This is a genomic window from Dietzia sp. DQ11-71 (genome assembly GCF_014144995.1).
In the GTDB taxonomy this organism is placed as follows: Bacteria; Actinomycetota; Actinomycetes; order Mycobacteriales; family Mycobacteriaceae; genus Dietzia; species Dietzia kunjamensis.
Map to the genome: position 1 here is coordinate 1 of NZ_JAALDT010000165.1, position 11,882 is coordinate 11,882.

At 69.9% G+C, this 11,882-nt stretch carries 12 protein-coding genes and 1 pseudogene; 4 read left to right on the forward strand and 9 right to left on the reverse strand.

Features of this window, described 5'->3' with window-relative positions:
• The 4 genes and pseudogenes from G6023_RS06740 to G6023_RS06755 form a co-directional block, all read right to left on the reverse strand.
• A pseudogene (locus G6023_RS06740) lies at nucleotides 1-533 on the reverse strand (hypothetical protein); the annotation flags it as partial.
• Nucleotides 534-673: 140 nt separating this feature from the next.
• On the reverse strand, nucleotides 674-1,507 hold the full coding sequence (locus tag G6023_RS06745; RefSeq protein ID WP_182634611.1) for a hypothetical protein: 834 nt from the start codon (nucleotides 1,505-1,507) through the stop codon (nucleotides 674-676).
• Complete coding sequence (locus G6023_RS06750) at nucleotides 1,504-2,235, reverse strand: ABC transporter ATP-binding protein (RefSeq protein ID WP_241727729.1); 732 nt, start codon at nucleotides 2,233-2,235, stop codon at nucleotides 1,504-1,506. The genes G6023_RS06745 and G6023_RS06750 overlap by 4 nt, the downstream gene beginning before the upstream one ends.
• Nucleotide 2,236: 1 nt before the next feature.
• Nucleotides 2,237-2,632 (reverse strand): GntR family transcriptional regulator, encoded by a 396-nt coding sequence (locus tag G6023_RS06755; protein WP_182634615.1) that lies wholly within the window; start codon nucleotides 2,630-2,632, stop codon nucleotides 2,237-2,239.
• 147 nt (nucleotides 2,633-2,779) lie between these two features.
• Here G6023_RS06755 and G6023_RS06760 point away from each other — a divergent pair, with 147 nt between their 5' ends.
• A complete protein-coding gene (locus G6023_RS06760; protein ID WP_182634617.1) occupies nucleotides 2,780-3,271 on the forward strand; it encodes a flavodoxin family protein in 492 nt (163 codons plus the stop codon).
• A gap of 215 nt (nucleotides 3,272-3,486) precedes the next feature.
• Nucleotides 3,487-3,657, forward strand: a complete 171-nt coding sequence (locus G6023_RS06765; protein WP_096905156.1) for a DUF8730 family Cys-rich protein — start codon at nucleotides 3,487-3,489, stop codon at nucleotides 3,655-3,657.
• 227 nt (nucleotides 3,658-3,884) lie between these two features.
• On the opposite strand, the gene G6023_RS06770 is transcribed toward G6023_RS06765, so the two are convergent.
• Both G6023_RS06770 and G6023_RS06775 read right to left on the reverse strand, forming a co-directional pair.
• Entirely contained in the window at nucleotides 3,885-4,025 is a 141-nt protein-coding gene (locus G6023_RS06770) for a hypothetical protein (protein WP_156776371.1), read from the reverse strand.
• 65 nt (nucleotides 4,026-4,090) lie between these two features.
• Complete coding sequence (locus tag G6023_RS06775; protein WP_182634619.1) at nucleotides 4,091-5,473, reverse strand: family 1 glycosylhydrolase; 1,383 nt, start codon at nucleotides 5,471-5,473, stop codon at nucleotides 4,091-4,093.
• A 223-nt stretch (nucleotides 5,474-5,696) separates the two neighbouring features.
• Between G6023_RS06775 and G6023_RS06780 the strand changes: the two genes are divergently transcribed.
• Both G6023_RS06780 and G6023_RS06785 read left to right on the forward strand, forming a co-directional pair.
• Entirely contained in the window at nucleotides 5,697-7,325 is a 1,629-nt protein-coding gene (locus G6023_RS06780) for an MFS transporter (protein ID WP_182634621.1), read from the forward strand.
• Complete coding sequence (locus G6023_RS06785) at nucleotides 7,318-7,935, forward strand: TetR/AcrR family transcriptional regulator (protein ID WP_182634623.1); 618 nt, start codon at nucleotides 7,318-7,320, stop codon at nucleotides 7,933-7,935. The genes G6023_RS06780 and G6023_RS06785 overlap by 8 nt, the downstream gene beginning before the upstream one ends.
• A gap of 19 nt (nucleotides 7,936-7,954) precedes the next feature.
• Here the strand turns inward: G6023_RS06785 and G6023_RS06790 are convergent, their stop codons facing one another.
• The 3 genes from G6023_RS06790 to G6023_RS06800 form a co-directional block, all read right to left on the reverse strand.
• Nucleotides 7,955-9,070 carry a sterol desaturase family protein gene (locus G6023_RS06790; RefSeq protein ID WP_182634625.1) on the reverse strand — a complete coding sequence of 372 codons (1,116 nt, stop codon included), beginning with the start codon at nucleotides 9,068-9,070 and terminating at the stop codon, nucleotides 7,955-7,957.
• 64 nt (nucleotides 9,071-9,134) lie between these two features.
• Nucleotides 9,135-10,667 carry an MDR family MFS transporter gene (locus G6023_RS06795; protein WP_182634627.1) on the reverse strand — a complete coding sequence of 511 codons (1,533 nt, stop codon included), beginning with the start codon at nucleotides 10,665-10,667 and terminating at the stop codon, nucleotides 9,135-9,137.
• Between the two features lie 106 nt (nucleotides 10,668-10,773).
• Entirely contained in the window at nucleotides 10,774-11,793 is a 1,020-nt protein-coding gene (locus tag G6023_RS06800; protein WP_182634629.1) for an arsenic resistance protein, read from the reverse strand.
• Nucleotides 11,794-11,882: the final 89 nt, after the last annotated feature.

The following is an 11,882-nucleotide window of genomic DNA, read 5'->3' on the forward strand; positions in this document are numbered from 1 at the left end:
GTCACGGTGGTCGTCGGCGCCGCGGCCCGGGCCGTGGTGGTGACGGTGCTGGTCGCGGCCACCGGGCTCGAGGCCGGGGTCGGCGTGGGCGCGGGGGTGGGGGTGGGCATCAGTGCCGCCCCGACGATGAACATGGCCACCGAGACGGAGCCGACCACCGGCCAGCGACGGGTGAACGGGCTCAACGGGGTGTTCCAGGTCAGCGGGCTCAGCGCGTCCGGGGCGACGAAGCCGGACATCGACTGCGCGGCGAGAGCGGCCTGCCGGTCGAGTTGGAAGTCCTCCTCGGCGTGGGTGCGGTCCTCACGCTCGCAGAAGACCCACCACCCGCCCGCCACGGCCATGGCCAGACCGATGAGCGCCATCGCCACCGACTCGAGAACGCCGCTGCCGAGCGTTCCGAGCGCCCCCACCACCATGAGTCCACCCATGACCAGGCCGGCCCAGGCGAGGACCGGCTTCCAGACGGGAGGCGTGAGGTAGGTGGGCTCGGTCAGGGTCGGACGGGCCATGGAGGGCAGGACGATCGGCATGCTCGCGGTCTTTCGAGGGAGGTGAGGGGCCCGCGGCGGCCAACGGACGACGCGCGGTGAGGATGTGAACACTACTCCACCGCGCGCCGCCCGCCAAAGAAATCCTTATCCAGACCGGGGCCGTGCCCGGGCAGGGACTACTAGCCCAGCGCCACCTTGTGGTTCCACGATCGCGCGGTGCGCCAGAGGCAGAACGCCGCCACCGCGACCAGGGAGACCACGAACCCGACCGGCATGACCTCGCTGGTCGTGCGCCCCGCGGCGAGCTCGCCGACAAGGTCGAACCGGACGAGGCCCAGGGTCTCGCCGTCGGCCTCCCCCACCCCGAACGGGATCACGAGCATGCCGAGCAGGGCAAGGACCTGGCTGGCGATGTAGACGGCGACGAACACCACCACGGGCCCGCCGGCACCGAGTCCGGCCAGCCGCCGCTCGTGCCCCACCGAGACGGCAAAGTAGTAGTACACCGGCCACACCAGGAACCAGGCGAGCACCAGCGCCAACCCGGTTGCGATCATCCAGGCCGGGGTCACGGCGGTGACGGTGGACCACGCGTCGGTCAGCGTCGACCACGACGGCGCGGAGCCCCCGGACCGCTGCGAGTTCGCCCACCACGCGAGCAGCGCGAGCACGACGGTCAGGACGATCGCCGCCAGCGAGGCGAGCATCGCCCACGTCAGCTTGGCCCGGAAGATGCGGGCCCCGCGGGCCGGGATCGAGTGCGTGAAGTAGCCCGTCCGGCCGTAACCGGAGCGCCAGTAGTCGGCGGCGAGGGCCAACTGGACGGCCGGGACCGCCACGACCGCGGCGAGCATGCCCGCGGCCAGCCCGAGCTCGGACAGGAGCGGCCATCCCGAGGCACCGAGCAGGCTGCCCAGCACGCCGACCAGCGCGATCAACCCGAAGAGGGTCGCGAGCGGACCGCGCGTGCGCAGCCACTCATGCTTGAGGAGTGTTGTCGTCGTCGCTCTCATCGGTAGGTCTCCCTGAAGATCTGGTCGAGGCTGGCGCCGCGGCTGCCGCGGAGGTCGTCGGCGTCGCCGGAGAGCAGGACGCGGCCGTGGCGCATCATGACGGCGGCGTCGAGGATCGGCTCGAGGTCGTGGACGAGGTGGGTGGTGATGAGCAGGAGCGAGTCCTCGGAGAGGTTGCGTACGATCCCGTCGAGGATCACCTGACGCGCGGCCGGGTCGACGCCCGAGATGGGCTCGTCGAGGAGGAACACGCGCGCGTCGCGGGACATCGCCAGGGCGATCTGGACCTTCTCGCGCATGCCCTTGGACATCTGCTTGAGCCGCGCGGACTCGCTCAGGCCGAAGAAGCCGATGAGGTCGCGCGCCTTCTCGGGCTGGAAGTCGGCGAAGAAGTCCGTGTACAGCTCGAGGCAGTAGCTCACGCGCGCGGCGTCGGGGAGGAAGCTCGTGTCGGGCAGGTAGGACACGAGGGCCTTGGACTCCGGGCCGGGGGCGTGGCCGGCGATCCGCACGTCGCCGGAGTACCCGGCCAGGACGCCGGCGAGGATCTTGAGCAGGGTGGTCTTCCCGCAGCCGTTCTCGCCCAGCAGGCCCACGATCTGCCCCGGGGCCAGGGTCATGTCCAGGCCGTCGAGGGCGGTGGTGGCGCCATACGTCATGCGGAGACCGGTGGCCTCGACGAGTGTAGTGACCGGGCCCGCGGTGGCGGCGTGGTCGGTGGCGCTCATGTCAGGCACCTCCGTCGTGCTCATCGGTAGTGGTGTGTTCATGGGTGTCCCATCTGTGGTCGAGCAGCGTTCGGGCTTTGTCGTGCGCCATTCCCAGGCCGCGGACGCGCCGGATGAAGGCGTCGGCGGCGTCGGCGGCGAGGTCGGCGCGGACCTCGTCTATCCGTTCTTCGTCCTGCGTGACGAACCGCCCGGTGGCCCGCTCGGACCGGCACAGTTCGAGCCGTTCCAGTTCCGCGAGGGCCCGCTGGGCGGTGTTGGGGTTGACGCCGAGATCGGCCGCCAACTCCCGGACGCCGGGCATCTTCTCCCCGGCCGCCCACTCCCCGGTCACGATGCGCCGCGAGAACTCCCCGACGAGCTGCACCCAGATCGGGGACGAGTTGTCGAACTGCATCGCCGCCCCGCTTCCGTGTTGCTGTATTAGGTGCTTAATACAGTGACATCAGGCGGGGCGCTTGTCAAAAAGTGGATGCTGACGAGCCGTTGTGCGGGGCGGCCCAGAGGCGCAGACTGAGGCAAGGACCTGCGGAAAGGGCCGGCCATGAACGCACTCGTCGTGTACGAATCCGCGTGGGGGAACACCAGGCTCGTCGCCGAGGCGATCAGCGACGGCCTGTCCCCTCACCTGACCGCCGAGGTGGTGGCCGCCCACCAAGCGCCGCCGCTCGCCGAACTCAAGGTGGACCTCCTCGTGGTGGGCGCGCCGACCCACGCGTTCGGGCTACCCCGCGACGGCACCCGCGAGGACGCCCACGCCCGCGGCGGCGAGCTGATCCCGTCGGGAGTGCGCGAGTGGCTCGACGCCGCCGAGCCCGCCTCCCTCGCGGTGGCCACCTTCGACACCCACGTCCGCCATCCCGACCTCCCCGGCCATGCAGGCAAGAAGGCCGCAAAGAAGCTACGCAAGCTCGGCTGCCACCCGGTGACGGATCCCGGTACCTTCTACGTGGACGGCTACGAGGGCCCGCTCCTGCCCGGCGAGCTGGAGCGCGCGAGGGAACGGGGAGACGGCCTGACGCGCGGCGACTGGTGAGCCGGGCCGGGTGTCGGCGGGGTGGGCTTCGAGGGAAACGACGACGACGAGGTCGACCACCCCGCCCACGCCGCAGGTGCAGGGCGTGCCGAACCGGCAGGGTTGACCGATACCCCTAGGGGTATGTAATCTCGGGGCATCAGCCAGTCGGATCATCGGCCGGCGGTCGGCGCGATTCACGCCGACGACAACCCCACCCCCTGAGGAGTCTCATCATGTGCCGTCCCGCCACCTGCAAGAAGTGCGGCAAGACCACCTGGGCCGGATGCGGAATGCACGTCGACCAGGTGATGGCCGGTGTGCCCAAGGCCGACCGCTGCCCGGGCCACGAGTCGGACGTCCCCGCCGTCAAGGACGGCTTCTTCGCCAAGATGTTCAGCAGGTAGTCCCGACCGCCGCCGTCGAGCCTGGCGGAATTCGATCCGCATTCGATCCGCCCCTCGGATTTCGACCTGCATTCGATCCGTATTAGATCCGCCCCTCGGATTTCGATCCACGCTGCGGCCCCCGCGCGCAGAAGAAAATCCGACGGGCGGATCGGGGCGTTTCGGACAGGGACTATCGGGAGTCGTCGGCCGGGGGCCGTCAGTCGGGGGCCGTCAGTCGGGGCTCGTCAGCTGGCGATACCGAAACGGGCCGCGAGGTACGGGATCAGGCCCATGCACTCCGGTGTGAGAGCGAGGCACGCGGGCTCATCCGGCCCGGGGCCGAACAGAAAACGCAGCGGATTCTCGATCGAGCCGGCGGGAAACATCTCATCGGTCCTCTCGTCGTCAACGGGCGGGTCCACTAGGGAAATCGCGTGTGAGGTCGATCCTGTTATCGCCCTGCCAGCGTCGTCAAGGGCCCTTCTGCCGACACCGGCCCGATGCAGCTGTCCGGGATCGTGGCCAGCGAACACCACGCAGACGGCAGCACCGGACGGTATCCGTCGGGCACTCCCCCGCCCGCGATGATCTCGCGGTAGGCGTCGACGCCCGACGTGGGTTGGCGTGTCAGCGTCGGGTCGGTGAGCACGTCCACCCGATACAGCCCGAACCGCGCCGAGTAGTCGCCCCATTCGTAGTTGTCGACCAGTGACCAGTGGTTGTAGCCGATCACGGGGTAGCCGTCCGCCACGGCCCGCTGCAGCCAGAAGACCGTGTCGCGCAGGAAGTCGCCCCGCTCGATCCCGTCGGCGCGCCCACCGTTGAGAGTCGGCATCCCGTTCTCGACGATGTAGATCGGTTTTCCCGGGTAGGCGTGGGCGTAATGCGTGATCGCCTCGTAAATCCCCTCCGGCTGTGGCCGCACGGCCGCGAAGTCGTCCCACGCGGCGTTGATGGCGGTGAGGTTGTTCAGCGCGACACCGTAGTAGTAGTCGATGCCCACGTAGTCCACGACGTCGGCCACCCGGTCCCCGATCAGCGTGTCGGTGAACTCGGTGGCCAGCGGCAGGTAGGCCTCGTTCATGGTGACCATCGCGTCTGGGTCCGCCCGGTGGGCGGCCGCGTAGCCGAGCCGGTGGGCGGCCTCGATGGTGTCGAGGAAGCGGGAGAAGTCCGTGACCTGCACCCGGCCGATGGTCATCTCGTGCTTGAAGAACACCAGGGGTTCGTTGAACGTCACCCACATGGTGCCGTCGCCGGCCCACCGGCCGGTGATGAGGTCGGCGAAGCGGCCGAATGACTCCACTGCGTTGTCCGCGAGCATCCCGCCCCGGTCGGCCAGCCACCCGGGGTAGACGAAGTGCACCATCGTGATCATGGGGGTCATGCCATGTCGGCGGACCGCGTCGATGATCCGGTCGTAGTGTCTGAGGCCCTCGTCGTCGTACTCCCCCGGCGCGGGTTCGATCCGCGCCCACTCCACGCTCAGCCGGAAGGTGTTCACGCCCATCGCCGCGGCGTTGGCGATGTCCTCCTCATAGCGGTTCCAGAAGTCCACCGCCTCACCCACCGGGTCGGCCTGACCCGTCGGCGCGGTCGCGTCGACATACCGCTTCCAGTTGGAGTCCGGGTTCGAGCCCTCCACCTGGAAGCCCGACGTGGCGACGCCCCAGTGGAAGCCGGAGCCCGGTGCGGCCGGGCGCCCACCAGGCTGGGCCGCTGCGCTCGGCTGCAACTGCGGGGCCACCGCCACGGCGAGGACGAGCGCCAGCAGCAGTAGAAGCGCCCTCGGGATGATCGTCGGATGTCCTGCCCCTCGCGCGCGTCCGCTCATGGGTGAACCCTAGGAAGCACCCTCGCGGACGGCAGCGGAATGACCCAAGTGCGCGAACCGCGAGCGCTCCCGACGGTCGCACTCCCCACGGTTCTGGCCACCTGGCCAAGAAGGGTTGGCCAGGTGGCCAACCCCGTGTCAGGATGGTCTTCGCCGGGTGCGGATCTCCCCGGCATCGCTGCGTGCACACCGCCCGCAGTCCGACCGCCCTGGAGAGGCACCCGTGTCCCCCGCACGCCGCTGGACGGCCCTGCTCGTCCTCGTCCTTCCCGTTCTACTGATCTCGATCGACATGTCCGTGCTCGGCATCGCCGTGCCCGCGCTGTCCGCAGACCTGCAGCCGACGTCGAACCAACTGCTGTGGATCATCGACCTCTACTCGTTCCTGCTCGCGGGCCTGCTGATCTTCACGGGCTCGCTCGGGGACCGGATCGGCCGCAAACGGATCCTCATGATCGGCGCACCCCTGTTCGGCGTCGCCTCCCTCGTGGCCGCGTTCTCCACCAGTCCGGAGATGCTGATCCTCGGCCGTGCGCTCCTCGGCATCGGCGGTGCGACCCTCATGCCCTCCACCCTCGGCCTGATCCGCGCGATCTTCCCGGACCGCACCGAGCGACGCACCGCCATCGCCGTGTGGGCCACCGCGTTCTCCGGCGGCGCCGCACTGGGCCCCGTGGTCGGCGGGCTGCTGCTGGAGAATTTCTGGTGGGGCTCGGTCTTCCTCCTGAACGTCCCGGTCATCGCGCTGTTCCTCCTGACCGCCCCGTTCCTGCTCCCCGAGGCGAAGGACCCCAACCCGGGCCCGTTCGACCCGACCTCCGTCATCCTCTCGATCGCGGGAATGATCTCCCTGATCTACGCCCTCAAGACCGGTGTGAAGGGAATCGACGGGGCGGTGCTCGTCGCCTTCGTTCTGGGTGCTGCCGCGCTGGTCTGGTTCGTGTCCCGTCAGCGCCGCCGCGAGAACCCCATGATCGACGTGACCCTGTTCGGGAACTTCGCGTTCTCCTCGGCGGTGTCGATCAACGTGATCTCGGTGTTCGCGTTCATGGGGCTGATGTTCTTCCTCCCGCAATACCTCATGCTCGTGCGCGGCATGGGCTCGGCCGAGGCCGGTCTCTGGATGCTGCCGCTCGCGGTGGCCGCCGTCGTCGGCACCCTGCTGGCCCCGGTGCTGGCGCGAACGGTCTCGGTGCGCACCGTGATCATGACGGGCCTGTCCCTCGTGATCGTCGGGTTCGTCATCGGCACCCGGTTGGACACCGCCGAGACGATACTCCTCTTCACGCTCCTGTCGGTCCTGTTCGGCATCGGCGTGGGCCTGGCCGAGACCCTCACGAACGACGTCATCCTCACTGCCGCCCCGAGTGACCGCGCCGGCGCCGCCGCGGCGATCTCCGAGACCGGCTACGAGTTCGGCGGCGCGATGGGCACCGCCGTACTCGGCACCGCGGGGATGGCCGTGTACTCGAGCCGCGTGGTCGAGACCGCTACCCTGCCCGGCATGGATGCCGACTCCGCGAACGCCGCCTCCCAGACCCTGGCTGGCGCCCACGAGATCGCGGAAACGTTGCCCGGCGGCGGCGCTCGTCTCCTGGAGATCGCCGATTCCGCCTTCCTCGCGGGCATGGATCTCGTGGCCGCGATCGGCATCGGGACGGCGGCGATCACCTTGGTGCTGGCCTGGCGCGGCCTGCGTTCGGAGTCGCGAGCGGCCGGAGCGGTCGGGGCGGCCGGGGTGGCGCACGACGCCGCAGCAGCCACGTCCGCGCGAGGGCAGGAGGCGAACCTGCCGTACGTGCCACCAGCCGCGCGTGCGGACTCCGCCGCGTCGGAGGTGAACCGTGGCTGACTCTCGCCGAGCACAGGTCCCGATCGAACAGCGCCGCCGGGAACTCACCGAGACCGCGGTGACGGTGATGGCGCGGGACGGGGCGTGGGCGCTCACGACTCGAGCCCTGGCGAAGGAGGCCGGGGTGCCCCACGGGTCCGTCCACTACGCGTTCTCATCGAAGGACGAGCTGATGCGTTCGGTGCTGCGTCTGGACCTGACGCACCTGTCGGACCTGGTCCAGACGCAGCAGGACCGGCCGGTACACGGACCCGACGACGTGACCGCCGCCGTGGCCGAGCTCTTCGCGGCCTACGCGGATTCCGTCCTCGCCGATCCGAAGACGGAGATCGCCTACTTCGAGTTGTCTTTGATGGCGGCCCGCGACGAGCAGCTGCGGGCTCTCGCCGCGCAGTCCCACCAGGAGTACCGACGGATCATCGTGACCCTGCTCAGCAGCCTGGCCGAGCGTGCGGGCCTGCGGTGGGACGCCGACGTGGTGCTGGTGGCCGAGCAGGCGATGACGCTGATGTTCGGGGCGGCGCTGGGTTGGTTCGAACTGCGCGACGACGCCCTGTTCCGGGCGGTGCTCGACGATGCCGCCGGGATGGTCGGTCACCGACTCGTCTGAGTCCGCCCGCGCCGCGGCCCTACGCCCTCCGCGCCCCGGCCCACCCCGGCCCGCGCACCAGGTACCCCGCGCGGTCGCGCCAGGTCTGCGCGCGGAAGATGTCGCGCCCGATCGCGACCCATTCATGCGTGGCGATCCGTAGCGGGTTGAACGTGTCGATGTTGGTGGTCAGCCCGTAGACCACGTCCTCGCGCTCGGGTTCGTAGGTACCGAACAGCCGGTCCCAGATGATGAGGATGCTGCCGTGGTTGCGGTCGAGGTACCGCCGGTTGCTGCCGTGGTGCACGCGGTGGTGCGAGGGCGAGTTGAGCACCTTCTCCAGCGGCCCGATCGACCGCACCGCCTCGGTGTGGACCCAGAACTGGTAGATGAGGTTGATCGCGCGGGCGTCCATGACGATCGCCGGCCGCACCCCGAGCAGCGAGAGCAACCCGTACGGCACGTAGATCGTCAGCGCCTCGGCGACGGGCTGGCGCAGCGCCGTCGACAGGTTGTAGCGCTCGCTCGAGTGATGCACGACGTGCATGGCCCAGAGCCAGCGCGACTCGTGGGCGAGGCGGTGGTTGCAGTAGTAGATGAGGTCCCAACCGAGGATCCCTACCGCGTACGCCAGCGGCCCGGACCCCAGGTCAAGCGGGGACGTCCGGAAGAGCCGCGAACTCGCGGTCTGCGCGCTCCACAGCGTGGAGACCATCACCACGGTGGAGGCCACCGCGGTGATCGCCGAGCCGCCGGTGATCCGACGCAGGGCGGGCGGGACCGCCGCGCCGGTGTCACCGTCTGCGTCGGGACCGGGGCCGGAGGACGACGACAACGACCCCGCCTCACCCAGACCCGACCCGCGATGGCGGCGAATGACGTCTCCGGCGGTGGCCACGGCCGCCGCCCCGAGGGACAGGCCCATCACGGCTTTAGCGAATCGGCCTGTCCGCGGGGTGAGCGGCGAGAGCACCGTGGCGGAGATGTAGGGGGCGAGCAGACTCCCCACGCCCATCGAGAGGCTCGCCATGGTGTCGGCGAACTCGTAGTCCCCCGCCCGCTCCCCGACGGCCGGGTTGCGCTTCTGCCACGCGTATTCGGCCGCCATCGCCCCGACGAACGCCGGGATGGCCAGGACCGTCAGATCAACCTTCACGCCATCCAGGGTATGGCGTGGGTCACTCCGGCGGGCGATCGACCGGCTACACCCGAACTGCCGGTTACGCCGAGGCGGTCTCCTGCGCCGTGGCGTTCTCGGACCCTTCGTCCTTCGGCGCCGAGGCCGGCCCCTCGGTCTGCGCGCTGTTGCGGACGAACCACACGCCGACCACGGTGATGAGCGAGATGCACGCGCCCAGCAGCAGTGCGTTGTGGACGCCGGTCATCTGCGCGGCGACGTCTCCCAGGCCGGACTCGGCGCCGGAGACGATGCCCAGCGTCATGACGGTGATGAACAGCGCCGTGCCCGCGGCGGCGGCGACCTGCTGAAGGGTGTTGAGCAGCGCCGAGCCGTGCGAGTACAGGTGCGGCGGCAGGGAGCCGAGCGCGGAGGTCATGAGCGGCGAGAAGAGGAACGCCAGGCCCACGCTGAGCACGATGTGCCAGACGACGACCGTGACCAGCGAACTGTCGGCGGAGAAGAACGTGTACATCCCCCACAGGCCGGCGGACGCGAGGATGGAGCCGGGGATGATGAGCGGCCGGGGGCCGATCCGGTCGAACGCGCGGCCGACGAACCAGCCGAGCACGCCCATGATCAGGCCCCCGGGCAGCAGTGCCAGACCGGAGTTCAGGGTGCTGGTGCCCACGACCTGCTGCATGTAGAGCGGCAGCAGGATGAGGGTGCCGAACAGCGACATCATCGAGATGAGCATGAGGGCCAGGCTCACGGTGAAGGTCGGGAACGCGAACGCCCGCACGTCGAGCAGCGCGTAGTCCTTGAGCGAGAGCTGGCGCCAGACGAACACGGCCAGGGCGACCACACCGATCGCCACGGGGATCCACGGCGAGATGAGGGCGTTGTCGCTGGCGGCCTCGCCGATCGAGCTGAGACCGAAGATGAGGCCGGCGAACCCGATCGCCGAGAGGACGCCGGAGAGGATGTCGAGCGGGATGCGCCGGGGCTCGGTGACGTTGCGGATCAGCACCGCTCCGGCCACGAGTGCCAGCACACCGATGGGCAGCACCGACCAGAACATCCAGCGCCAGCTGAGCACGTCCAGAACCAGGCCACCCACGGTGGGGCCGATGGCCGGGGCGACGGCGATCACGATGGAGATGACGCCCATGGTGCGGCCGCGACGGTCGGCGGGCACCACGTTGAGCACGGTGGTCATGAGCAGCGGGATCATGATGGCGGTGCCGACCGCCTGGACGACACGGCCGGCGACGAGCATGGGGAACACCATGGCCAGCGACGCCAGCAGGGTGCCCGCGGTGAACGTGCTCATCGCGATGACGAACACGGACCGCAGCGGCAGGCGCACGAGCAGCCACCCGGTGAACGGGATGACCACGGCCATCGTGAGCATGAACGCGGTGGTCAGCCACTGCGCGGTGGCGGCGGTGACCGCGAACTCCCCCATGAGCTCGGGCAGTGCCACCGACATGATGGTCTCGTTGAGGATCACCACGAACGCGGCGCCGACGAGCAGCGCGATCAGCCGCACGGTGGCGGCGGGCATCGGCGGGGAGGCCTGCGGGGCCGGGGCCGCCTGTGCGGAATGTGGGGTGGCGGAGACTTCAGACGTCACGGTCGTCCTCTGGGATTGCGGAGACAGCAGAGAGCAGAATCCGGCGCCGGCGGAGCCGCGCACGGGAACCCTATGAAGCTACCGGAACCACGGTTCCCATGGCGGGTCACGTGACGGTCGTTACCTTGGGGATGAGTCGCGGGACGAGCCGGACGAGGACGACCATGGCGACGAGCTCGACGAGGGTCTGGGTGACGACGACGAGGGCCGCCAGATCGAACGCCGCGGGCAGTGCCAGGACCAGCGGGAGGACGACCAGGGAATTTCGGGTCGCGCCACTGAACGCGATCGCCCGCCTGCCCGGCACATCGAGGCCCGCCAGCCGCCCGGCCGCCATGCCCACCGGCACCATGACCATGACGAACGCCACGTACACCGGGACCACTTGCACCAGCGCGCCGAGCCGCTCGCTCACAGCGCTGATCTGGGAGGCGACCACGAGCGCGAGCGTGGCGACCATGAGCGGGACCATCGCCGCGGCCGCGCCCTGCGCCACAGAACGACCGACGCGACCGACGCGAACGGCCCGGTCACCCCGGGCGGCGCGGGCCGACTCCCCGCGGCCGGCGACGAACTGCGTCAGCGCGGCCGCCGCGAGGGGCAGCGCGATGAGCAGCACGAACGCCCGCACGAACGGGTCGAACTCCACGGCATCGACGAACCCGGATCCGACGAACAGCCACAGGTACAGCGGCAGTAGCGCCATCTGGGCGAGCATGAGCAACGGGGTCGCGGCCAGGAGTCGGTGCACGTCCGCCCCGGCGAGGCCGGAGAACACGAGGACGTAGTCGATACACGGGGTCAGCAACACGAACAGCACGCCCACCAGGAGCACCCGGTCGTGGGCGACGATCCGCGTCAGCAGCCAGACGATCGGCGGCACCAGCAGAAAGTTGACCGCGAGGATCGTGCCCAGGAAGCGCCCGTCACGGAACGCCCCGCCGATGCGCGCGAACGGGATGCCGAGGAACGTCGCGTACAGCAGCAGCGCGAGCACGGGCTGGATCGCGAGCTCCGCCGGGCCGGCCACCGCGGGCGCGAGCAACCCGACGAGGCCGCCCAGGACGAGCCCCGCCAGGTAGAGCGACACCTGGTGCCGCTCCATCCACTCCATGCTCGCGCGCATGCTCTCCCTCACGCCCACTCTCAGGCCTGTGCGTCCTCTCTGCACACCTTGTCGGCAGTTGTGTGCGCGGATTGGACCATTCCCGCAGC

Bases quoted from the DNA above. Each gene is read 5' to 3' on its own strand.
- G6023_RS06765 (WP_096905156.1), top strand. From the start codon at position 3,487: ATGTGCCGTCCCGCCACCTGCAAGAAGTGCGGCAAGACCACCTGGGCC.
- G6023_RS06760 (WP_182634617.1), top strand. From the start codon at position 2,780: ATGAACGCACTCGTCGTGTACGAATCCGCGTGGGGGAACACCAGGCTC.
- G6023_RS06800 (WP_182634629.1), bottom strand. From the start codon at position 11,793: ATGCGCGCGAGCATGGAGTGGATGGAGCGGCACCAGGTGTCGCTCTAC.
- G6023_RS06745 (WP_182634611.1), bottom strand. From the start codon at position 1,507: ATGAGAGCGACGACGACAACACTCCTCAAGCATGAGTGGCTGCGCACG.
- G6023_RS06770 (WP_156776371.1), bottom strand. From the start codon at position 4,025: ATGTTTCCCGCCGGCTCGATCGAGAATCCGCTGCGTTTTCTGTTCGGC.
- G6023_RS06750 (WP_241727729.1), bottom strand. From the start codon at position 2,235: ATGAGCGCCACCGACCACGCCGCCACCGCGGGCCCGGTCACTACACTC.
- G6023_RS06775 (WP_182634619.1), bottom strand. From the start codon at position 5,473: ATGAGCGGACGCGCGCGAGGGGCAGGACATCCGACGATCATCCCGAGG.
- G6023_RS06755 (WP_182634615.1), bottom strand. From the start codon at position 2,632: ATGCAGTTCGACAACTCGTCCCCGATCTGGGTGCAGCTCGTCGGGGAG.